The sequence below is a fragment of the Streptomyces sp. NPDC031474 genome (genome assembly GCF_055581185.1).
The window spans coordinates 1-20911 of the sequence record NZ_JBVIJX010000014.1 but is presented as its reverse complement, the minus strand read 5'-3'; the positions used below and the strand labels follow the sequence as shown (position 1 = coordinate 20911).

The 20911-nt window shown below is 70.6% G+C and carries 14 protein-coding genes and 3 pseudogenes; 6 read left to right on the top strand and 11 right to left on the bottom strand.

From position 1 onward, the window contains the following. Positions 1-8 precede the first annotated feature (8 nt). Genes ACZ5SK_RS28700 through ACZ5SK_RS28685 form a run of 4 tightly spaced genes read right to left on the bottom strand, consistent with a single transcriptional unit; the run spans position 9 to position 4681 of the window. A complete protein-coding gene (locus ACZ5SK_RS28700; RefSeq protein ID WP_468576687.1) occupies positions 9-2651 on the bottom strand; it encodes an FtsX-like permease family protein in 2643 nt (880 codons plus the stop codon). Continuing rightward, complete coding sequence (locus ACZ5SK_RS28695; RefSeq protein WP_468576686.1) at positions 2648-3337, bottom strand: ABC transporter ATP-binding protein; 690 nt, start codon at positions 3335-3337, stop codon at positions 2648-2650. The genes ACZ5SK_RS28700 and ACZ5SK_RS28695 overlap by 4 nt, the downstream gene beginning before the upstream one ends. Next, on the bottom strand, positions 3324-4055 hold the full coding sequence (locus ACZ5SK_RS28690) for an ABC transporter ATP-binding protein (protein ID WP_468576685.1): 732 nt from the start codon (positions 4053-4055) through the stop codon (positions 3324-3326). Before ACZ5SK_RS28690 ends, ACZ5SK_RS28695 begins: the two co-directional genes overlap by 14 nt. Positions 4056-4060: 5 nt before the next feature. Beyond that, positions 4061-4681, bottom strand: coding sequence for a hypothetical protein (locus ACZ5SK_RS28685; RefSeq protein WP_334580258.1), 621 nt, complete (start codon positions 4679-4681; stop codon positions 4061-4063). Between the two features lie 158 nt (positions 4682-4839). On the opposite strand from ACZ5SK_RS28685, the gene ACZ5SK_RS28680 reads away from it, so the two are divergent. Continuing rightward, positions 4840-6159, top strand: a complete 1320-nt coding sequence (locus ACZ5SK_RS28680) for a HAMP domain-containing sensor histidine kinase (protein WP_334575865.1) — start codon at positions 4840-4842, stop codon at positions 6157-6159. A 7-nt stretch (positions 6160-6166) separates the two neighbouring features. Here the strand turns inward: ACZ5SK_RS28680 and ACZ5SK_RS28675 are convergent, their stop codons facing one another. Continuing rightward, positions 6167-7201, bottom strand: coding sequence for a bile acid:sodium symporter family protein (locus ACZ5SK_RS28675; protein ID WP_334580257.1), 1035 nt, complete (start codon positions 7199-7201; stop codon positions 6167-6169). A 1078-nt stretch (positions 7202-8279) separates the two neighbouring features. Between ACZ5SK_RS28675 and ACZ5SK_RS28670 the strand changes: the two genes are divergently transcribed. Then, positions 8280-9179, top strand: a complete 900-nt coding sequence (locus ACZ5SK_RS28670) for a serine hydrolase (RefSeq protein ID WP_099964393.1) — start codon at positions 8280-8282, stop codon at positions 9177-9179. Between the two features lie 96 nt (positions 9180-9275). Continuing rightward, a pseudogene (locus ACZ5SK_RS28665) lies at positions 9276-9542 on the top strand (site-specific integrase); the annotation flags it as partial. Between the two features lie 373 nt (positions 9543-9915). Here the strand turns inward: ACZ5SK_RS28665 and ACZ5SK_RS28660 are convergent. The 4 genes and pseudogenes from ACZ5SK_RS28660 to ACZ5SK_RS28645 form a co-directional block, all read right to left on the bottom strand. Further along, a pseudogene (locus ACZ5SK_RS28660) lies at positions 9916-10115 on the bottom strand (hypothetical protein); the annotation flags it as partial. Positions 10116-10467: 352 nt separating this feature from the next. Then, positions 10468-11739 carry a COG4705 family protein gene (locus tag ACZ5SK_RS28655; protein ID WP_334580256.1) on the bottom strand — a complete coding sequence of 424 codons (1272 nt, stop codon included), beginning with the start codon at positions 11737-11739 and terminating at the stop codon, positions 10468-10470. A gap of 38 nt (positions 11740-11777) precedes the next feature. Next, a complete protein-coding gene (locus ACZ5SK_RS28650) occupies positions 11778-13046 on the bottom strand; it encodes a sensor histidine kinase (RefSeq protein ID WP_457495705.1) in 1269 nt (422 codons plus the stop codon). Beyond that, a complete protein-coding gene (locus tag ACZ5SK_RS28645) occupies positions 13037-13690 on the bottom strand; it encodes a response regulator transcription factor (RefSeq protein WP_457495706.1) in 654 nt (217 codons plus the stop codon). Before ACZ5SK_RS28645 ends, ACZ5SK_RS28650 begins: the two co-directional genes overlap by 10 nt. Positions 13691-14108: 418 nt before the next feature. Between ACZ5SK_RS28645 and ACZ5SK_RS28640 the strand changes: the two genes are divergently transcribed. Continuing rightward, positions 14109-14489: an MATE family efflux transporter gene (locus tag ACZ5SK_RS28640; RefSeq protein WP_361703488.1), complete on the top strand. Its 381-nt coding sequence runs from the start codon at positions 14109-14111 to the stop codon at positions 14487-14489. Between the two features lie 10 nt (positions 14490-14499). Here ACZ5SK_RS28640 and efeB read toward each other — a convergent pair whose 3' ends face one another. Next, positions 14500-15780, bottom strand: a complete 1281-nt coding sequence (gene efeB, locus ACZ5SK_RS28635; RefSeq protein ID WP_334581362.1) for an iron uptake transporter deferrochelatase/peroxidase subunit — start codon at positions 15778-15780, stop codon at positions 14500-14502. A 53-nt stretch (positions 15781-15833) separates the two neighbouring features. After that, positions 15834-17891 carry an iron uptake transporter permease EfeU gene (efeU, locus tag ACZ5SK_RS28630; RefSeq protein ID WP_334580253.1) on the bottom strand — a complete coding sequence of 686 codons (2058 nt, stop codon included), beginning with the start codon at positions 17889-17891 and terminating at the stop codon, positions 15834-15836. Between the two features lie 934 nt (positions 17892-18825). On the opposite strand from efeU, the pseudogene ACZ5SK_RS28625 reads away from it, so the two are divergent. Both ACZ5SK_RS28625 and ACZ5SK_RS28620 read left to right on the top strand, forming a co-directional pair. Further along, positions 18826-18939 (top strand): annotated as a pseudogene (locus tag ACZ5SK_RS28625) (IS5/IS1182 family transposase); the annotation flags it as partial. Positions 18940-19480: 541 nt separating this feature from the next. Next, positions 19481-20725: an IS110 family RNA-guided transposase gene (locus ACZ5SK_RS28620; RefSeq protein ID WP_468576684.1), complete on the top strand. Its 1245-nt coding sequence runs from the start codon at positions 19481-19483 to the stop codon at positions 20723-20725. Positions 20726-20911 lie beyond the last annotated feature (186 nt).

The following is a 20911-nucleotide window of genomic DNA, read 5'->3' as shown; positions in this document are numbered from 1 at the left end:
CTGGCCGCTCACAGGTCACGCAGTTCCTCCACGGCGGGCCGGCCGGCGCTGCGGATGCCGTTCAGCGCGGCGGCCAGTACGGCGACGACGGCCGCGCCGGCGGTCAGGGCCAGGTAGCCGCCCGGCACCGACAGGCTCGCGGGCGGCGGATCGAAGACCCCCGTCAGGACCTTCACCAGCATCTCGGACAGTGCCCACCCGATGAGCGCGCCTCCGGCCAGCCCGCCGGCGGCGAGCAGCAGGGCCTCGGTGAGGACCATGCCGCGCAGTTGGCCGCTCTTCGCACCGAGGACGGTGGCGATGGCGAAGGTACGGCGGCGTTCGGCGAGTCCGAGGGCGAGGACGAGGCCGCCGGCTCCGGCGGCCAGCAGGACGGCGAAGGCGAGTTCGACGCGGGTGAGGCCGGCCAGGTCGACGGAGGTGAGGCTGGTGCCGACGGTGCCGCGCGTCTGCGTGAGGTCGGTGACGGTGGCGCCGGCGCCCAATCGGTGGCGCAGCTGGTCGGCGATCTGCTTCTGGTGGGAGCCGCCGGTGTCGAGCAGGAAGGCGCCGACCGCGTCGCTGCCGGTCGCCTTGGCCACGTAGGCGGCGTTGGCGACGAAGAAGCTGTCCTTCGGCGCGGTCGGGAACTCCTTGACGATCCCCGCGTAGTGGAAGGGCACGGTACGCAGGGCCTTCGTACGGGCGTCCTGGACGCGGAGGTTGACGGTGTCGCCCGGGGAAAGCTGGAAATCGTGCACGGTTTCCGCGCTGACCAGCAGGTTGTCGGGGCGCTGAGCGAGTCGGCGCATCAGCTGGCCTGCCGTGCCGCCCGAGAAGTAGGCGTCCTGTAGCGAGGTCGCCTTGGCGACGGTGGCGGGCCGGACGCCGTAGAGGTCCTGGAGGTCGGAGCCGACGTAGGCGTAGCGGTGCTGGAGGGGCTCGACGTGCCGGACGCCGGGAACCTTCAGTGTGTCCGTCGCGCTCGCCCGGACCTGGGCGCCGGGCGGTTCGGTGACGGTGACGTCCGCGCCGTTGGTGAGGCGGGCGTCGACCTCGGACTGCTGTCGGTAGGTGGAGTTGAAGACGGCCGTGGAGATCGCGAACGACACGGTCAGAGCGAGCAGTACCACGGAGCGGGCCAGCGGGTGCCGGCGCCGGGACAGCACGGCTGCCGTGGTCGTGGCGAGGGTCGCGGTCAGCGGTCGGGCGAGGCGGGCCAGCGCCGGCCGGCCGTGGGCGAGGACCAGCAGGGTCAGCCGCCACAGCAGCAGGGCCGCACCCAGCCACAGCAGGGCCGGGCCGAGGAACGCCCAGTAGGAGACGGAGACGCTGGGCACGCCCTCCGGGGCGAGGACCAGGGCGTACTGGTTGCCGGAGGAGGCGCGGAAGACCAGCCAGGAGCCGGTCAGCAGCGCGAAGTCCAGGCCGTACCGCAGCCACCAGGGCGAACGCGAGCCGCGCGGCTCCCGCCTGGTGTCGGCGACGGTCACCGTGCGCAGATCCCGCAAGGCGGGCACGAGCACGGCAGCGGCGGCCACGGCCACGCCGAGGACGAAAGCGACGGCGTACCAGAGCGCCCAGGTGCCCGCGCCCGCCCCGAAGGAGCTGGTGCCGAAGGCGACGCGGCCGGTCAGCGCGGCGAGCCCGAGACCCGCCAGGCCGCCGACGCCCCCCACCAACACGGCCTCCAGGCCCGCGAGCGAGGTGATCTGACGGGGCCGCAGCCCGCGCAGCCGCAGCAGGCCCTGCTCCCGGCGGCGCCGTTCGCCGCCGGCCGAGGCGACCGCCACCGTCAGGGCGGCGGCCAGGACGGCGCCCGGGACGCCGAGGAAGAGAAAGAGGATCTGGGCGTAGAGGGCGTCCTGGCGGGCGGAGTCGAGCGCGGCGCCGAGATTGTTCCCGACCAGCGCGGTGCCGGCCGACTTGGCTTCCAGATTGTGTGCGGCACCGGTCACCGAGGAGAAGGCGGCGGCCGGGTCGGCCGGCAGCTTCGCGTCACGGGCCACATGAATCTGCGTGGTGACGTCGGTGGCTCCCCGGGTGAGGGACGTGAACCGGGCCGTGGGTAGGAGGACGACGTTGTCCGGGGGAGCGGTCGGCTGGGACTGGGCGGGCGCGCCGACCTTCTGGAACAGCGAGTCGGCCTGGGGCAGGTCGACCACGCCGTCCACCCGCACCTGCCGCAGCCCGACGCCGGGCAGCCGCACGCCGATGGTGTCGCCGGGGGCGGCGTGCAGGTTGGAGGCGGTCTGCTGGGCGAGTAGAACGCCGGTGCCGGAGCCGGAAAGCGTGCGCAACTCGTCGGGGAAGTGACTGCGGTAGTCCGGTGGCAGGCCGAGCGCGAGACCTGGTCCGGTGGTCTGGGTGCTGCCCCCCACGGCGGCGGTGAAGCCGGTGGTCCGCTCGAAGCCGACGGGCAACCCGGCTCGGGTGCCGGCAGTGCCCTGCACCAGCGACAGGACGGCGTTCGGGTCGGCGCCCGGCTGTACCTCGACCTGCCAGTCCACGGCGACCGAGCGAACCGCGCGCTCGGTCATGGTCGCCTTGGACGCGGTCAGGAAGGAGCCGAGCGCGGCGACCAGGGCGACGGCGAGGGCGATCCCGGCGACGGCGGCCAGGAGCCGCCCGATGCGGTGGCGGGCCAGTCCGCCCGCCCAGGCGGTGATCATGACAGGCTCCCTCGTGGATCCGGCGCTTGCGCTGCTTCGGGTGCGAGCAGCCGGCCGTCGCGCATGCCCCGCCGAACGGTGAGCCGGGCGGCGACAGCGGGGTCGTGGGTGGTGACGACGAGGGCCGCCCCCGTCCGGTCGGCCGCCTCCAGCAGGGCGTCCAGGACGCGGGCGCCGGTGGCGTGGTCGAGGCGGCCGGTGGGCTCGTCGGCGAGGATCAGCCGCGGCGCCTGCGCCAGAACGCGGGCCACGGCCACCCGCTGGGCCTGACCGCCGGAGATCTCGTCGGGCAGCCGGTCAGCCAGCCCGGCCGCGCCCACCACGTCGAGCGCCTCGGCGACCCGCCGGCGGGCCTCCTCCTGGGAGCGCCCCGCGAGGACGAGCGGCAGCGCGGTGTTCTCCGTGATGTCGAGGGCCGGGATGAGGCTGTCGGCCTGGAAGACCAGGCCGATGTCCCGGGGCCCGTGGAGTCCGGGCCGGGTGATCGTGCCGCTGGTGGGGCGTTCGAGCCCGGCCAGCAGATGGAGCAGGGACGACTTCCCCGACCCGGACGGGCCGACGATCGCCAGCCGCTCGCCGGAGCGGACGTCCAGATCGGCGCCATGCACCGCCACCACGGCGGTGGGGCCCCGGCCGAAGGTGAGCGCGACGCCCCGGCAGGAGACGAGCAGGTCAGCGGAGGACATGGCTGCTCTCCTTGGCCTGAGCGGTTCCCTCGCGTCCCTCGTGGGCCCGCCCGTCGTCCAATGTGATCACTCGGTCGGCGCCCCGCACCGCTTCTGCGCTGTGCGTCACGATCAGCACCGCGCAACCGTCGGCCGCCCGGTCCCGAAGCATCCGCAGCACCAACTCCTCAGTCATGCCGTCGAGTTCGCCGGTCGGTTCGTCGGCCAGCAGTACGGCAGGGGAGTTGGCCAGCGCGACGGCGAGCCCGGCCCGGGCCAGTTCACCGCCGGACAGCTGCCGTGGCAGCGCGCCCGCCCGCCGTCCGAGCCCCACCTGCTCCAGCAGCGCCCCGGCCCGCACCGTGGGACGGCCGCGCACCGCATGCTGGGCGAGTCGGATGTTGTCGCGCACGGTCAGATGCGGCAGAAGGTTGCGGGACTGCAGAAGCACTCCAACGTGCCGCGCGCGCAGCCGGGCGCGTTCGGTTTCGGGCCGGTGGCTGATGCGCACGCCCGCCACCCGGACCTCGCCGCCCGACGGCTCGTCGAGACCGGCCAGGCACGCCAGCAGGGTCGACTTGCCCGCCCCCGACGGGCCGACGACGGCGACCGTCTGCCCGCGCCGCACCCGCAGTGACACCCCGCGCAACGCGAGCGTCTCCTCCTCACCGGCCCGGTAGAAGCGGTAGAGCTCCCGGGCGGCCAGCACCACGTCGTCGTTGGACGGTCCGGCGGGCACCGCACTCACCGCCACGCGAACGAATCGCTGACGATCCGCCACGGGTCGACGTTGTCGGCGTTGACCGGGCCGGACAGCGTCAGGTCCACCTCATGGCCCTGCCGGTAGAAGACGTACCGCTCGAACGCGTCCCGCACCACCTTGCCGGTGACCGGGTCCCTGGCCGAGTCGCCCTGATAGGTGAGAAGGACGACGGGGCCCGCCGTACGGGTCACCTGCGACACCTTTGGCGATGCGAACTTGGACACCTGCCCGCGCAGTTGAGGCACGACCGTGTTCTTGACGGAGGTGACGGTCGGGGCGGTGGAGGCATTGGCGGCGGCGATGGTGACGCTGTTCAGCTTGTCCGTGAAGACGGTTGTACCGCCCTTGTCGGTGCGGGCCCAGCCCTCCGGTACCTTCACCGTGAACCCGGTGAAGCCGCCGGTGGGCCGGTAGGCCACGAACACCTGGTTGTCGGGGATGTCCCCGGGCGGGTTCGACTCGGTGGGGGCGGGATTCGCCCGCACCGGGGCCGTCGAACCCGAGCCGGAATGCGCCCCGGGCGACGATCCCGAGCACCCTGCGATCACCGCCGCGACCACCGTCACTGCGACGAGGCCCGCGGAAGTACGTTTGTACGACATGTCACTGCCCTCCCGAGGAACTGCGGGGCACTGCTCCCTGGCCATGCCACCGACGCTAGAGAGCCGTCGGTTAACGCCCCGCACGCCGACGGTTAGACGACGGCAAAAGCGCGTGGCGGACCGCCCACGGACCGGTCGGGGCCCCGCAGGATGGGGGCATGAGACAGCGCGTGGTGCGAGTCGCCCTCACCGCCGCCCTGGTCGCCGTCGTCCTCCTCGCCGTCCCGCTGGCCCTGGCGATCAGGTCGTCCCTGTACGCCGACCAGCGCGACACCCTGGAACGGGCGGCTCTGTCGGGGGCCGTACGCGTCAGCCCGGACTACGCGACCGGCGACCCCGTGGAACTGCCCGCGCCCCCGGCCGACGGACGCCTCGGCCTGTACGATCCCGCACTGCGCCTGCGGGCTGGCACCGGCCCCCGCACCGGGGACGCGGCCGTGCGACGGGCGCTGGCCGCGGAGGTGGTGCGCGGCCGGTCGAGCGGTGACCTGGTCGTGGTGGCGCCCGTCTCGCACGCCGAGCGGGTGATCGGCGTCGTACGGGCCTCCTCACCAGGGGCTGCTGTACGCAGCCGTGTCCTGATCGCCTGGGCGGTCCTCGCCGGGGTCTGCGCCCTCGCGCTGACGGTGGCGGTCCTCGTCGCCCGCAGGCAGGCGCGGGTGCTGGCCGCGCCGCTGGAGGACCTCTCCCGGCACTGCCGGGCCGTCACCGCCGGCGACCTGAGCGCCCGGGCCGCGCCCAGCAGCGTCGCCGAAATCGACCAGGTCGCGCAGACCCACAACGAGATGCTGCACAGCCTGACCGAACTGTTGCGCCACGAGCGCGACTTCACCGCCAACGCCTCCCACCAGCTACGCACCCCGCTCACCGGGCTGCAGCTCACCCTGGAGGCGGGGATCGCCCAGGACGACGACGCCCGGCTGCGGCCCGCCCTGGAGGAGGCCCTGGCCACCACGCGCCGCCTGCACCGCACGGTGGAGGAGGTGCTGCGCCTGTCCCGCTTCCACGGCCTGCCGCGTCGGCCCGCCCCGGACACGCCCGTGTCACAGCTGCTGCGCGAGGCCGAGGAGCGCTGGCACGGACTGTTCGCCCGCGACGGCAGACGCCTGGAGGCAGGGGCCCTTGAGACGGGGGGCGACGTTCGAGTCCTCGGTGCCCCCGTCACCGAGATCGTCGGCGTCCTGCTGGAGAACGCGCGCGTCCACGGGCGCGGCACCGTGCGTCTGACGGCCCGCGACCTCGGGGAAGCCGTCGCCTTCGATGTGACCGACGAGGGCGCGGTGGACGGCGATGCGTCCCGGCTGTTCGACCGCGGCCGCACCGGCGCGGGGGAGGGCTCCGGCATCGGCCTGTCCCTCGCCCACGATCTGGCCGTGTCCCTGGGCGGCAGACTCTCCCTGAGCGGCCGCCATCCAACCGCCTTCACCCTGCTCATCCCCGTACGCCGCGAGGAGCCCGGCTCCGAGGGCGCCGGCTGAGGACGGTTCAGGTGCCTGCTGCGGTGGGAGCCGGTCGCCGCCGGGTGACGATGCGGTTCGCGGCGGTCTTCTGCAGCAGCCCGTAGGCGAGGACCGGCAGCAGCAGGTGCGGTTTGTCGGGCAGGGACGCGGTGATAAGGACCGCGCTCGCACTGCTGTTGTTCATGCCGCAAGCGAGCGTGAGCGACGAGGCGGTGCCCGCCTCCAGCCGCAGGACGCGGGCGGCGGCCCGGCCGAGGGCGAAGGAGAGCAGGCAGACCAGCGCGGCCACCGCCAGGGCTGCGGCGAACAACAGCGGGCGTGGCCGGGTCAGGACAGAGCCGAGGGCGCCGCTGGCGTTGACGTAGGTCAGCAGCACTGAGCCGGTCAGGGCCAAGGGCGTCACCGTCAGCTGCAGTCGGTGGAGCAGGCGCGCGGGCAGGACGAGCGCACCCAGCAGGCCAGCCGCACAGGGAAGGACCACAGCGGTGAGGGCGAATCCGCCCTGCGCTAGCCGGCCGGTGACGGCGAGGGTGTGCGCGTAGCCGCCGCTGAGCAGCGGCGACAGCGTCGCCAGCAGCAAGGGGATGGTGAGCGGGCTGAGGAGGGTGGAGGCCAGGACGAGGCCCACCATGGTCGGCTGATCGCCGTCGCCCTTGTCGGTCCACACGGTGGCCCCGGCGGCGACGGGCATGGCCACGACGAGGATCATCGCGGTGAGCAGTCCACTGCCACCGTCGGTGTCGGGGGTGCGCCGCAGCAGGAACGCGACGAGCGGCAGGACCGCCAGCGGGATCGCCAGGTGCAGCACGAGGCCGGCGAGCAAAGCCTTCGGGCGGCGCAGCAGGCGGCCCAGCGCGCGGAACGGCACCTGGAGCCCTGCCGAGAACAGGACCAGGGACAGAAGAAGCGGTGCGGTGTGCAGCGTCAGGTGCGTCAGCGGTAGAAGATGGGGATGGCGCAGCCACAGGCCGGGTCCGGGCAGGAGCAGCGCGAACACGTAGGCGAGGACCACGACGCGGCCGAGCCGGTGCCGCAGCCAGGACGCGGCGCGGGAGTGCATGGGCCCATCGTGATCAGGGCGGACCCGGCGGGCCGGGATCGCCGCGCGGCAGTCAGGATGCGTTCAGGCAACCGCTGGCGCGGTCGGCCCCCCATGTGCATCACGAAGCCATGGGCTCTACGGGGCGCGCCGGCACCCCATTCGAGCAGCTCATCGAACAGACCGGGCCGTTATCTGTTCGGGCAGTTTCCGCCCACCGCGCACCAGACCCTTACGCCCCGGTGCCGACGCGATGGAGTACCTCGAGGGTGCGGCCGAACTCGGTCAGCAATCCCGCAAGGAAGCTCCCCGGGCGGCGGGACAGAGGGCCCCCGGACGGTGGTCAGCAGACCCCTTCGAAACCCTGCGTCCCCAACACGTCCCCAGGATCACGAAATGAAGCCGAGGGGATGCTGCCAGCTCGCCGTACAGTTCCTGATCATCAGCATTGCCGCAGGTCAGCGCGGCGTCTGCTCGGCATGGGAGTAAGAATCTCGCCCCGCTCAGAAGTCGCGAGCAGCGGATTCAGTCCGTTCAGGCAAGGTTGACGCTCCGCCATCCAAAATGAACATTTCCGCAGGTCAGAGCCCTGCACAGGTGGGGCGGGTGGGACTCGAACCCACGGCCGACGGATTATGAGTCATTTGAGGATCTTGGCGGCCCTTGCGTTTCCACGCCAATTCGTGACGTTCTTACAGTTCAGAGGGGATGAACTGTGTCGATGCTCCCCCGCCTTTGCCAGTCTGTTCCTGTCCTTGCGTCCCCAACGCGCCCCCAACTCCGCCGCACAGTAAAAAATGGCAAACGGCTGATATGCGATCGCGCCAGCTCGGAAGAGGATCTCAAACCGGCCCGCAGCCGATTCTCCTTCCAACGCATAGAGGACACCCAGCATGGTCAGAGGAAACGAAGATCGACATCTCGGGTTTCACGGAGCTCGCTGCGGAGCCGGTATACGGAGGCCACGGCCACATGGGCCTTCTCACAATCCGGGCCGAAATGGGTTCGTAGTGACGGGGGCCACTTCACCTCGCGCACATTATCTCTACGTTTGCCATGCAGTTCCCCTTTGCCGACCCATTGTGAGGCCTGCCCGACCATGTCCTGCCCGCGTTCTATACCGTATTCGAAGACCTCAGCCAGGTGCCGTGAAAGCCGCGTCGGCGCCTGCACCGGTGTGCTCCTGGCCTCGGTGACGACCCTCTTCTCCCTTGGCGCGCTGCACACGGCACCCGCGGTCGCCGCGCCCGCGCTGTCGGCGCACACCCAGGCCACGGCCGGCGTCCACGCCGCGCTGCAGCCTCAGAGCAAGGCACGCGTGACAGCGGCCGTGCTCAGCCTCGACGGCGGGAGCCGGAAGCCGTTGTTGTACGGTCAGGACGCCCTGTACGACACCGCCAGCATCATCAAGGTCGACATCCTCGCGGCACTGCTGCTGCAGGCTCAGGACGCGGGCCGGCATCTCACCCCCCATGAACGCGCGCTGGCCGAACCGATGATCCGCAACAGCGACAACGCGGCGGCGAACCTCCTGTGGCGTGAGATCGGCCAGGCACCGGGCCTGGAGGCGGCCAACAAACGCCTGGGACTGACCTCGACCAAGGGTAGTCACGGCACGAAGTGGGGACTGACGCGGACGACGGCGAGTGACCAGATCAGGCTCCTGCTCTCCGTGTTCGACGGCGCTGCGACATCGAAGACCGGCTCCCCGCTGAACAAAGAGTCCCGGACCTACATCCAAACCCTGATGAGCCGTATCGCGAGCGATCAGGCGTGGGGCGTCTCGACAGCCTCCGGCGCCGAGTACGCATTGAAGAACGGCTGGCTGCAGCGCACCACCTCCGGACTCTGGGACGTCAACAGCGTCGGCCGGGTCACGGTGGACGGACACCGCTACCTCGTCACCGTGCTGTCGGACGGCAGCGCGTCGATGAGCGACGGCATCTCACTGGTGGAGCGGGCGGCCCGGCAGGCCGTGACCGCGGCCGCCCGGACCTGATGGGCAGACCCGCCCTCGCCTGTCCGCACGCGTCACGCCTGAGTCGGTCGCCGACTGGGCTCAACGCCCTCCGGTGCACAGCGTCGGAGGCCGGCCATGAGCGACCTCGTACCCCTGCTGCAGGGCTTCTTCACCGAAAAACTGGTGCTCCAACTCCAGGAGAGCCAGCACACCATCGCGGGCTACCGCGACACCTTCACCCTCCTGCTCGGCTTCGCAGAGCGGCGCACCGGCCGACGGCCGACCCGCTTGAGCATCGCCGACCTGGACGCACCGACGATCGGCGCGTTCCTCCAGCACCTCGAAACAGTCCGCGGCAACACCGCGGCGACCCGCCACGTCCGTCTCGCCGCGATGCGCTCGTTCTTTCGCTACGAGGCCTACGGGCGCCCGGCCACGCGGCGTGATCCAGCGGGTGCCCGAACGCCTCGACCGGACCATCGTCAACCCCCTCACCACCACCGAGACCGAGGCCCTCGTCGCGGCACCGGACCGCAGCACCTGAACCGGACGCCGCGACCACGCCCTGCTCCCATAATCCGCTGCAAAACCTGCTAAACCATGAGCTAATGGCTACAAGCTGATCATGATCATGTACACGTCGGATTCCGCTCCTGATCAGCCGCCGGGCAACCGGACGCGTCGCGCCCCTGCCGGACGAAGGGAGCGACGTAGGCGTGGAGAACGCCGGCCCGCTCCACGGACCAGGCGCGTGCGTAGGCGGGCGGACGGTGTGCACGGCCGGATGAGCCGCCAAGCAGGCTGTGACCAGGCCCACGGCGACGGTGCGCGCGGTCCCCCGAGTCGGGGCGCCAGCCAGGTGAGCGAGGCCATGGGCGACGGGGATGGCGAGCAGGGCGAGGCGGAGGGCAGGAAGCGGGGGGCCGCGTAGCCGATGAGGAACAGGTAGGGGACGGCGGCCGTGACCGCGCACGATTCGTCGGCTACCTGGCCGTGTCACAACGCGACAGGGGCGCGCACGCCGCGGCATGAGGTAAGGCCTCACACCGTTCTGAGGGCCCGGCTCCGCCTCACCCACCCACCCGGCCCCGGTGCGTGTGACGAGGGGTGCACGGTGGTGGCTCACTGTGAAAGAGCGGGGCGGTCGGAGCCGTCAACCGGCTCCGACCGCCCCGACGGAGTTCGCGGATATACCTGGGCTGCCGCAGGCGACTCACCACCTGCGCTGTCCACTGCTCGCAGGTGTGCCGAGGCGGCGTGGTTCTCGGCGTGGTTCAGCACACTCAACCCGTCGTACGGAGGGGGCTGCTGGGCGTGGGCTGGCCCGTCAGCCCATGTCCGTCAGGAGGGCGTTCAGTTCCTTCTCCTGCTGCGCGGGCGCCATAGGGGGGTTCGAGTGATCGATGCCGAAAGTCCCGAGCACCTTGTCCATCTGGGCGTCGATGGAGGTCCAGCCGGTCTGGTCCAGCGGCTGCAGCGAGGCCTCGTCGGCATCCCACAGGTCACGCAGCGACTGTGCGGCCGTGTGCGCACCCTTCGCGTTCCCGGAGCGGGCGTCCTTGAGCGCGGTGGAGGCGAGGGTCTTCAGGGCGGTGACCTTGGCGGGCGGGAATTTCTTCACCGCCTCTCCGGGGGCCATCTGGACGGCGGATGTGTTGTCGGCCTCCGGCGCCGGGCCGACGTGCGGCTGGCTGTGTGCCCAGATCAGCAGGCTCGTGGTGGCGACGGCGAGCAGTCCGAAGCCAGCCAGACCGACGCGCTCCTTTCGCAGGTCGCCGGTGGCGTGGGCGGCATGGGTGGCGTCGTGGGTCTCGGTCACGTCCGAGCGCGTCACCGTCAGGTAGACCACCGTCGCCAGGATCAGGCCGAGGAAGATCAGGCTGGTGGTGAAGGTGCCCAGTGCGATGCCGGTCGGCTCGCCCGGCTGAGCGACCTTCGGGGAGGCGAGCCAGTCGCCGATGTTCGCGCCCAGCGGGCGGGTCAGGATGTAGGCGAGCCAGAAGGACAGCACCGGATTCGCGCCGAACTTCCACAGCAGCGTGATCGCCGCGATGAGGCCGAGCGGCAGCAGCACCGAGGCGCCCGGGCTCCAGCCGGTCAGCTCCAGGGTCCAGTCGCCCGTCGCGGTGCCGAGCGCGAAGGTGACGAGAACGGCGAGCCAGTAGAACGACTCACGCGGAAGCGTCGTGACCGAGTGGATCGACAGCGTGCGCTCGCGCAGCCACCACACGCCGAAGACCACCGCGAGCAGCACAGAGAACACCGCGGAGCTGATCCACAGCGGCACGTTGAGCTGGTCGGTCAGGATGTCGGTGTACAGGGTGCCCGTGACGCTGACAACGACCACGGTCAGCCAGTACGGGAACGGCACGTACCGCTTCAGCCGCAGCTGGACCGCCAGGACCACGACGAACACCGCGGTGAAGATCCAGGCCGTGTTCACCAGGCCGACGCCCAGCTTCATGTTGATCCAGTCGGCGAAGCTCTCACCCACAGTGGTGCACAGGATCTTGATCACCCAGAACCAGATGGTGACCTCGGGGACCTTGTTGAGCATGAGCGGCCCGCTGCGCGTGCGCTCTTCCGTTGTCGTTGTCATGCGGCCAGGCTTACGCGGGGAACCTGCAAGCAACCTGACTACGTGATCGCACGCACGGCCGGGAGCGTCACCTCGACATGACCGCGGCCGTCCGCGATCGCACGGACCTCCACACCGGCCGAGGCGGCGATACGCCGGACCACCGGCAACCCCAGCCCATATCCATCGCCGCCGGTCACACCCGCCTCGAAGACCCGCTCGACGTCCGCGGGATCGAACCCTGGGCCGTCGTCCAGGACATCGACCACGACGGCCGCACCCTGGTTGCGCGCGGTGATCCACACCCGCGTCTTCGCATGCCGCAGGCCGTTCTCCAGCAGGGGTGACAGCAGCGAAACGGCAACGTCGGGCGCCATGGCCACCTCGATCTTCGCAGGAAAGGCGACCTCGACCGCACGACCGCCGATCGCCTGCCGCGCGGCGGAGCGCAGATCGCACCGCGTCCCCTCGTCCGTGCGGGCGCGCGCGGCGCGCAGAATCGTCGTGATCGCCGCGTCGAGGCGGTCGACCTCGCTCAGTACCGCCTCCGGCGGCACCGGCTCGCCGGACAGCTGAGCGAGCTGCGCCTCGCCCCGCAGCACCGTGAGCGGTGTCCGCAGCTCGTGGGCGATCTCGTCGGTGAGCCGGCGCTCGTCCGCCAACGCGTTGTCGACGCGCTCCAGGAGGCGGTCCAGCGTCTGTCCCAGTTCCCCGAACTCGTCGCGAGGGACCCCGAGGTTGAAGCGGCGCCCGGGTTCGTGATGGCCCCAGTCGTCGGCGAGGGCTGCCATTTCGTGCACGACCCGCAGCGCACGGTGCACCACGAGATGCGCGACACCGCCGGCGAGGAGGATCGTGAGGCCGCCCAGGACCAACGACAAGGTCAGACTGCGCTGCTCGGACGTCTCATAAGGCGTGAGGTCCACCCCGGCGACCACCATGACGTGGTGGCCGTCGACCGGGACCTGCCGCGCGTACAGGAGGGAGTCGCCCACGGTCGCGGTCTGCGAACGCCCCGAGTCCGCCATCTCCTCGACACGCCTGACCACGCTCGCCGGCACGTTCCCGTCGATCAGGCGGCCGTCGGCATACACCCAGGCGACCTCGTCCAACGCCTCACTGCCGTTCTCCGTGAGCACGACACGGCCGCCCTTGACGGTGACGTTCGCCGCGACCGCCTCGGCGCGCGTACGGGCCAGATCGTGCGCGTCGGCGTCCGTCACCCTGCTCAGCAGCACATGCGAGACGACGACCAGGATGGCGACTACGGCGGTGGCGATCAGGACGGTGAGCGCGACGACGCTTCTGCGGAACCCCGTCACTGCCATCGGTAGCCCACGCCGCGGACCGTCGCCAGACGCCCGGCCACACCCAGCGGACCGAGCTTGGTCCGCAGCCGGCGCACATAGGAGTCGAGGGTGTTGTCGCTGACGTGTGCCCCGTGCGGCCAGCCAGCGGCGACGAGGGCGTGGCGGCGCACCGCGTCGCCCTGCGAGGCGATCAGGCGCCCCAGTAGGCGGAACTCGGTCGGGGTCAGGCTCATGCTCGCCGCATCGTAGGTCACCATGTGCTTCGCCGGATCGAGGAGAACCTCGTGCGATGCGGGCGCCACGGTGGCCCGGCGCAGCAGCGCCCGGACGCGAACCAGCAGTTCCGGGATGTCGAAGGGTTTGGTCATGTAGTCGTCGGCACCTGCCTCGAAGCCGCCCACCTTGTGATGCAGACCGTCCAGGGCGGTGAGCATCAACACCGGCACGTCGACGCCGCGAGCCCTCAGGGCCAGGCAGACATCGCGGCCGTCTGCGTCCGGCAGCCCTAGATCCAGGACGACCAGCTGGGGCACCGGTGCGAGCTGCCGCAGCAGGCTGTCTGCCGTGGCGGCGACGGAAACGGTGTGACCGTCGTGCTCCAGGGCACGCCTGAGGATGTCGCGAACCGCCGCGTCGTCTTCGCACACCAGGATGAAAGCCACGTGCTGACCCTAGATTCTCGCATCTCAATACTCCATCTGCCCCGGCCAGGTACGTGACACCGGGGGCGCGGCCGGCCGAGCCGCGGCGGTTTCGCGGGAAGAGCGCAACGGGTGGCATGGACCCTGTGGCACTGTCGTACGGAACGAGCGCCTACCGGGTCGAGAAACGCAGGCTGTACATCGGCGTCCGGCCGCATGGCGTCTCGATCCACGGGCGGGCTACAGAAAGTCTCGAGACCGACTGACCTCTACGGCGCGGCCGAGGCAACCAGCTCGACTACACAGTCCTCCAGGTCGCCGTCGGTCTCGCGCACGCCGCGTCGTCGGCGTCAGCCGCGAACTCGCCCTGTGTGACGTGGCCGCGGCGTAGCGGCTCAAGGCCACGGCTCTCGCCTGCGCCGCCTCCGTGATGGGAGTCGTGGCCGTCCTGTCCGTGACGGTGCCCCGCCTCGTGTCGGCTCCGTTCTCCGACAGCGGTGAGGAGACCGCGACCGACACGGCCGTCCCTCTCCTGTTCATCGCCGCCGTTCTGCAGTTCTTCGACTGTGCGCAGAACATCGGGGTGGTCCTGCTGCGCGGCCTCGACGACACCAGGGGCAGATTCCGGGTCACCATCGTCGGTCACTGGCTGGTCGGCCTGCCCGTCAGCGCCCTCCTCGGACTCGCCGCCGGCCTGAACACATTCGGCGTCCGGCTCGGCCTACTCACCGGCCTCGCCACCACGGCCGTCCTCCTGCTGCGCCGCTTCAACCGGGGTGTGGCCCGCCTGAACCCCGAAGCCGTCCCCGCCACCACGTGATGGGCGCCGCTCAGGCTTCCAGCAGGGTGCGCCCGAGCCAGTCGGAGGAGTTGCGGGCGCCGGGCAGGGCGTAGAAGTAGCCACCGCCGGTGGGGGAGATGTAGTCGACGAGGGGTTCGTCGATCAGGCGGGTCTGGGTGGCTTCGAACTGCCGTTTGACGTCCTGCTGGTAGCAGCAGAAGACCAGCCCCATGTCGAGGTTGCCGACGTTGTCGACGCCGCGGTCGTAGTTGTAACCGCGGCGCAGGATGCGGGAGGTGTCGGTGGCAGCGGTGCGCGGGTTGGCCAGCCGGATGTGGGCGTCCAGCGGGATCGCGTTTCCCTTGGGGTCCTTGGCGTACTGGGGGATGTCGGTCTCCTTGGCGCCGTCCAGCGGGGCACCGGTGTCCTTGCGGCGGCCGAACATCAGCTCCTGCTCGCTGAGCGAGACCCGGTCCCAGAACTCCACCAGCATCCGGATGATCCGTATCACCTGGTAGCTGCCGCCCCTCGCCCAGGCGGGCTCACCGTCACGGTCCCCGACCCAGATCAGGCGGTTGGTCTCGCGGGCGGATTCGACGTCCGGGTTGGCGATGCCGTCCTTGAAGCCGAGCAGGTTGCGCTGGGCGCCGGTGGGACGCGGGGTGTTCTGGAACCCGTCGATGCGCCACTTGATCTGCATGGCACCGCGGGTGTGCTTGGCGATGTCGCGCAGCGCGTGCAGCACGGTGTCCTGGCGGTTGCCGCAGATCTGCAGGGAGAGGTCGCCGTGGCACTCGGCGGGGTCGAGGTTGTCGTTGGGGAAGGTCCGCATCGGTGTGAGGCGGGCCGGCTTGGCCTTGGCGAGGCCGTAGCGTTCGTCGAAGAGGGAGGCGCCGACGCCGACGGTGACGGTGAGCGCGTCGGCGGGGACGGTCGGGCCGAGGATGCCGTTGTCGGAGGGCGGTGCGCCGACGCCCAGGTCGGTGGGGGTACCGCCCTCGGTGAGGAAACGGGCCCGCTCCGTGATCGTCCTGAACAGGTCGGCCAGTTCCGCGCGGGACGGCGCGATGACGTCGAAGGTGACGAACGTGGCCGCCGTCGGCGTGGGGGTGAGGATGCCCGCCTGGTGGGTGCCGTGGAAGGGCACCTTGGCCGCGTTCGCGGTGTCCGCGGCCTGCGCCTGGGGCGCGTCGGCCTGGCTGAGGGCGAACCCACCGCCCGCCAGGACGGCGCCGGCGGCCCCGGCACCGAGCGCCGACTTCACGAAGGAGCGGCGGCCGTGACCGGCGGGGCAGCCGCCCGGCGGGGCGGGCGTTTCGGCGGACGGCATCGGTTGGTTCCCTTCCATGGAGGTGAGCGCGGGTACGGGGTGCTCTGCGGTCATCAGGCGGCCTTCCTGATCTCCAGGAGGTCCGGGACGGGCGACATGTCCTCAAGAAGCTGTCCGGTGGCTCCGTTGATCTGGGCCCGGCTGGTGGCGTCCAGGTGGTCCACGGGGGTCCAGGCGGTGCCGTGCTGCGCGGCGTCGAGGAGCGTCTGCAGACGGGCGATGTCCGCGTCGACGGTCGGCAGCAGTTTGGGCGCGCGAGTGGTCAGCAGCGGCCTGAGTACGGTGAGCAGCTCGCGGGTGCCGGCCACGTTGGCGTTCGCCGCGGCGAGGTTGGTGCCGCTGCCCTCGTCGGTGTCGCCGGTGAGCTCGAATTGGAGGGTGTTCTCCAGGATCTCATGGGCGCGCAACGGCAGGTCGGACGGGTTGAAGTCCTGCGCGGGGAACGCCTTTTGCAGTCCTGCCGCTGAACCGACGAGCTGGTCGGCCGGGGCCTTGAGGCTCGCGGCCGACTCGCCGTGCCACAGGCCGTACTCGAGGCGGTGGAACCCGGCGAAGTCCTTGTCTTGCACGCCGCCCGGAAGGCCGTCGGCCCGGCCGTTGATCTTCTTGTCGAAGTCCTCGAAGGTGCCGTAGGCGGCTCCGAGGGAGGAGTAGGTGAGGTGCGCGGTGAGCCAGTCGGTGCGGGCCTTGTCGAGGTGGTTGCCCTTGATGTCGTCGTCGAGGGTGCGGGTCTGGGCGACAAGGGTGGCCAGGCCGTGGTCGACGTACGCCTTGTACTCCTGGAGCGGGACGGCGAGGTCCTCCTCGGAGACCGGTACGACGGCCTTGGCGCTGCCGCCGCCGGTGACGCGGACAGCCTTGGAGGTGACGGCGGTCCCGCCGGTGGGCACGCAACGCCAGGCGTAGGTGCCGCCGGCGACGGTGGCGACAAGGGCGCGGGTGGTGCCCGGGGCCAGTCCCTCGATCTCGCCGTAGACGGCACTCGTCGACGGGTCGATCAGGTACACCTCGGATGTCTTGCCGCCGGTGTTGTGCATCTGGAAGGTCTGCCGACCCGGTTCGGGCGCGGTGAAGCCGTTGCCGCACTCCTTCTCGGAGACGGCGATGGTCTGCGCGGCGGTGGGCTTGGGGCGGCCGAGGGCGACAGCGAGCGAGGCGATCACCACGGGGACAGCGACGACGGCGACGGGGACGACCCAGGTGGGGCGGAGACGGCGGCCCTTGTCGGCCTTCCCGGCTCCTTCCACCGGCTGCTGCGCCGCATCAGCCTTCTCGCGCTCGGGCTTCGGGGCCCTGGTCGTGGCACGCACACCACGGACGAACAGGGTCATGACGACGGCGAGGTAACCGACGTAGGCGAGGACCTGGAGCCAGGTCATCGTCGGGGTCAGGTTGAACACGCCCTGGACGAGGGTGCTGTACCAGGAGCCGGCGTCGACGCTGCCGCTCAGGTCGACGGCGTAGGCCGTGCTGCCAGGCAGGACACCGCCCTCCTGCAGGTCGCGGAGGCCGTAGCCGAGGACGCCGGCGGCGATCACGATGAGGACGACGCCGGTGGCGGTGAAGAACTTCGTCAGGTTGATCTTCAGGACCCGGCGGTACAGGCCCCAGCACAGGCCGGTGGAAAGGACCAGGCCGATCCCGGCGCCGGCGAGGGGGCCCGCGGACTCGCCGGCCGCCTGGGCAGTGGTCCACAGAAACAGCGCGGTCTCCAGGCCCTCACGGCCCACCGCGAGGAACGAGGTGACGATCAGCACGCCCGCGCCCGTGCCGAGCGCACCGGTGACTTTCTCCTTGAGCTCGCCGGAGAGGCCGCGTGCGGAGCGGCGCATCCAGAAGACCATCGCGGTGACGAACACGACCGCGATCACGCTGAGAGTGCCACTGAAGGCTTCCTGGGCGGTGGCCGACAGGGAGGCGGCGGTGAAGGTGAGAACCGCGCCGAAGCTCATGGACAGGGCTATGGCGGCCAGGACACCCGTCCATACCTGCGGCAGACGGGACTTGGCCCCGGCCCGGACCAGGGTGGCGACCAGGATGGAGACGATGAGTCCCGCTTCGAGACCCTCCCTCAGTCCGATCAGGAAACTCGGAAACGCGTCGTCCCACATAGGGTTCTCCCAGCTCCGGCCGAGCCGGTACAAGTTAGCGAAGGCATGCCTTACCATGCCCGGACCATCATGACTACACGTCTGTAGCCAGTTGGCCATGAAGGGGTAATGGCGGGGCAAAGTCCGAGGCGAGCGTCAGGCGAGACCGAACCAGCCGAGCACCGCCAGGACCAGCAGGATGGTGGACACGGCGGCGACTCCGACGACCACGGCGGTCACCGCCAGGCCGTTGTGAGAGCCGTTAAAGGCCTCGCCGAGCAGGGCGCGGCGGTGGGTCAGAACCAGGAGTTCCTGTCCTTGCGGCCCCTCAATGGCCCCCGTCAGGGTCGTCTTCGAACCGAGAGGGAAAGGTGCTCAATCCACCTCAGAGACCGCTGCACCTGCGTTCCGGACCGTTTCCAGTACGGGCCGTTTTCGCGTCCCCGCTCGGACCGCACCCCATTCGGGCCGCCTCCGTACCCAGCCGCCGGCCCGGCAGAGCCGCCTACTCCAAGGTCCCCGGACAGCACCTCTGAATCCTCGCGTCCAGCCAGCGTCCAGAATTTGACGTCCAGACGCTCGCAAAGCCCACCCACGACGCCATCCTCCAGCCGTGGGCCCATACGTCTGCGCAGGTCAAAGTGACCGCAACTAACGCTGATGGCAGTGGAGTCGAACTCACGAGCAGCGGCCCGTGGGTCAACGCCCTGAATCCGCACCCCGAATGAAACGTTTCCACAGGTCACAGGCGTGCACAGTGTCGACACTCCTTCGCCTTTGTCAGTCTGTTCCTGCCCTTGTGTCCCGACTGCGTCCCGACACCGCCCTGATTGGGCGACGCTACCGGCCTGACGGGCACATAGCGCCAACTCGGCGAGGTGACTCGAACCCTGCCGCAGCGGAGTTCCTTTCCAGCGCGCAGAGGCTCCGCCCCTGGTACGGGGACGGAGCCTCGATGGCTCCGGAAGCGCCTACCCGGCCTCAGGGCGACGGCCGGCGTCGGCACTGCGACCGGGAGGTGCTGGCTGCGATCGTGTTCGTGGCCACGTCGGGCTGCACGTGGCAGCGGGCCGTTTATCCGCACTACAGCAGTCGCCGCGACCGGCCCTGTGCTCCGGGACTATGGAGCACCCCCGCCTGCCGCCACCGACGCCCGTTCGACTGTCTCCCGCTGGCCGGCGCCGACAGGATGGGCCCGAGGCAACCACTTCCGATTCCCTGCGTCCCATCAGCGTCCCAAATTCGGCGTCAACCGCTTGTACAGCCACGTGCGGCGGCTTCGCCTCGACCGCGGGCTGCTACGCCTGTGCAGGTCAGCGGTCCAGCGCACCTTCGGTGCGCGCCGGGGGCGTGGTAAATCCTGTGGCGCGCGCTGGAGGTGCTTCTGTCTGCCCTGACGGGGGTCGACGTCGGTCCGGGACGCTGGTGGGGTTCGTTCCGGCCGAAACCGATTGCTCTGTGATGCCGGTGAGCTCGCAGGTCAGCGTGGTGCTGGGGGCCGTCCACGGGAACCGTGGAGTGTTGCTGCGAGCACGTGCGTCAGAATTCCTGATTCACCCTGGCCCTCCCGGAACGGCGTACTGCTCGACCGCCGAGGGAGGGACCGGGACATGGACGTGCTGCACGACCGCTGCGCCGGCCTGGACATCAGCAAGAAGGACGCCAAGGCGTGCGTCCGCGCCCCGCGCGCGAAGCGGCGGGGGTCGTTCACCACCGAGACCACCACCTGGGGATCGACGACGAACGCCGTACTCGCACTGCGCGATCACCTGCTCGCCGCCGAGGTCACACTCGTCGTGATCGAGGCGACGTCGGACTACTGGAAGCCGTTCTACTACCTGCTGGCCGACGAGTTGAACGTGATCCTGGTCAACGCGCGGCAGGTCAAGAACCTGCCCGGCCGCAAGACGGACGTCTCGGACGCGGCCTGGCTGGCCCAGCTCGGCGCGCACGGCCTGGTGAGGCCCTCGTTCGTGCCACCCCAGCCGGTGCGCGAGCTGCGGGACCTGACGCGGGCCCGCACCCAGATGACCCGCGAGCGCGGCCAGATCGTCCAGCGCCTGGAGAAGCTTCTCGAAGACACCGGGATCAAACTGGCCGCGGTCGCCTCCGACATCATGGGCGTCTCCGGCCGGGCCATGCTGGAGGCCCTCATCGCGGGTGACCGCGATCCCCAGGTCCTTGCGGAGCTGGCCAAACGCAAGCTCCGCAACAAGATCCCCGAGCTCACCGAGGCGCTGACCGGCCGTTTCCGCGACCATCACGCCTTCCTGGTCCGGCTGCACCTGGACCACTACGACCAGCTCACGGATGCGGTCGGGCAGCTGGATGCGCGGATCGAGGAGGCGATGGCCCCCTTTCGTGGCGCCCTCGACCTCCTCGACACCATCCCCGGGATCAACCGGGCCGTCGCCGAGGTGATCATCGCGGAGACCGGCGGCGACATGAGCCGGTTCGCCTCCGCCCGGCACCTCGCCTCCTGGGCCGGGGTCTGCCCAGGCCACCACGAGTCCGCCGGCCGCACCAAGAGCACCAAGGTCCGGCCGGGCAATCCTTATCTCAAAGGCGCCCTCGGGCTCGCGGCGCTCGGCGCAGTGCGGACCAAGGACAGCTACCTGCAGGCCCGTTACAAGCGGCTCACCGCCCGCCGCGGCCCGATGCGGGCCCTGGTCGCCGTCGAGCACTCGATCATCACCGCGATCTGGCACATGCTCACCGACAACGTCATTTACCACGAGCTGGGCGGCACCTACTTCACCCAGCGCGACCCCGAACGCGCCACCCGCCGCGCGATCAACGCGCTCAACCAGCTCGGCTACACCGTCACCCTCAACCCGCTGGAAAGCGCGGCCTGACCGGCCAGAGCCAGGACACCCGGCGACCACCACGGCCACCGGGCACCCACACCTGCCCACACCCACCCTAGACCCAATACCAGTGACTTAAGGGATCGGGTCCCAGCTTCGTGGGACCTTGGTCGGTGGGTTGATCGGGGCTGTGCGCCAGTGCGGGGCGATGGCCACGGCCTCGGCCGGGCTCCG

What these genes read in the sequence shown, in the direction of transcription:
- ACZ5SK_RS28695 (WP_468576686.1), bottom strand. Translation starts at nt 3,337, where the DNA reads ATGTCCTCCGCTGACCTGCTCGTCTCCTGCCGGGGCGTCGCGCTCACC.
- efeB (WP_334581362.1), bottom strand. Translation starts at nt 15,780, where the DNA reads ATGCCGTCCGCCGAAACGCCCGCCCCGCCGGGCGGCTGCCCCGCCGGT.
- ACZ5SK_RS28620 (WP_468576684.1), top strand. Translation starts at nt 19,481, where the DNA reads ATGGACGTGCTGCACGACCGCTGCGCCGGCCTGGACATCAGCAAGAAG.
- ACZ5SK_RS28675 (WP_334580257.1), bottom strand. Translation starts at nt 7,201, where the DNA reads ATGCACTCCCGCGCCGCGTCCTGGCTGCGGCACCGGCTCGGCCGCGTC.
- ACZ5SK_RS28700 (WP_468576687.1), bottom strand. Translation starts at nt 2,651, where the DNA reads ATGATCACCGCCTGGGCGGGCGGACTGGCCCGCCACCGCATCGGGCGG.
- ACZ5SK_RS28650 (WP_457495705.1), bottom strand. Translation starts at nt 13,046, where the DNA reads ATGGCAGTGACGGGGTTCCGCAGAAGCGTCGTCGCGCTCACCGTCCTG.
- ACZ5SK_RS28670 (WP_099964393.1), top strand. Translation starts at nt 8,280, where the DNA reads ATGTCCTGCCCGCGTTCTATACCGTATTCGAAGACCTCAGCCAGGTGC.
- efeU (WP_334580253.1), bottom strand. Translation starts at nt 17,891, where the DNA reads ATGTGGGACGACGCGTTTCCGAGTTTCCTGATCGGACTGAGGGAGGGT.
- ACZ5SK_RS28680 (WP_334575865.1), top strand. Translation starts at nt 4,840, where the DNA reads ATGAGACAGCGCGTGGTGCGAGTCGCCCTCACCGCCGCCCTGGTCGCC.
- ACZ5SK_RS28655 (WP_334580256.1), bottom strand. Translation starts at nt 11,739, where the DNA reads ATGACAACGACAACGGAAGAGCGCACGCGCAGCGGGCCGCTCATGCTC.
- ACZ5SK_RS28685 (WP_334580258.1), bottom strand. Translation starts at nt 4,681, where the DNA reads ATGTCGTACAAACGTACTTCCGCGGGCCTCGTCGCAGTGACGGTGGTC.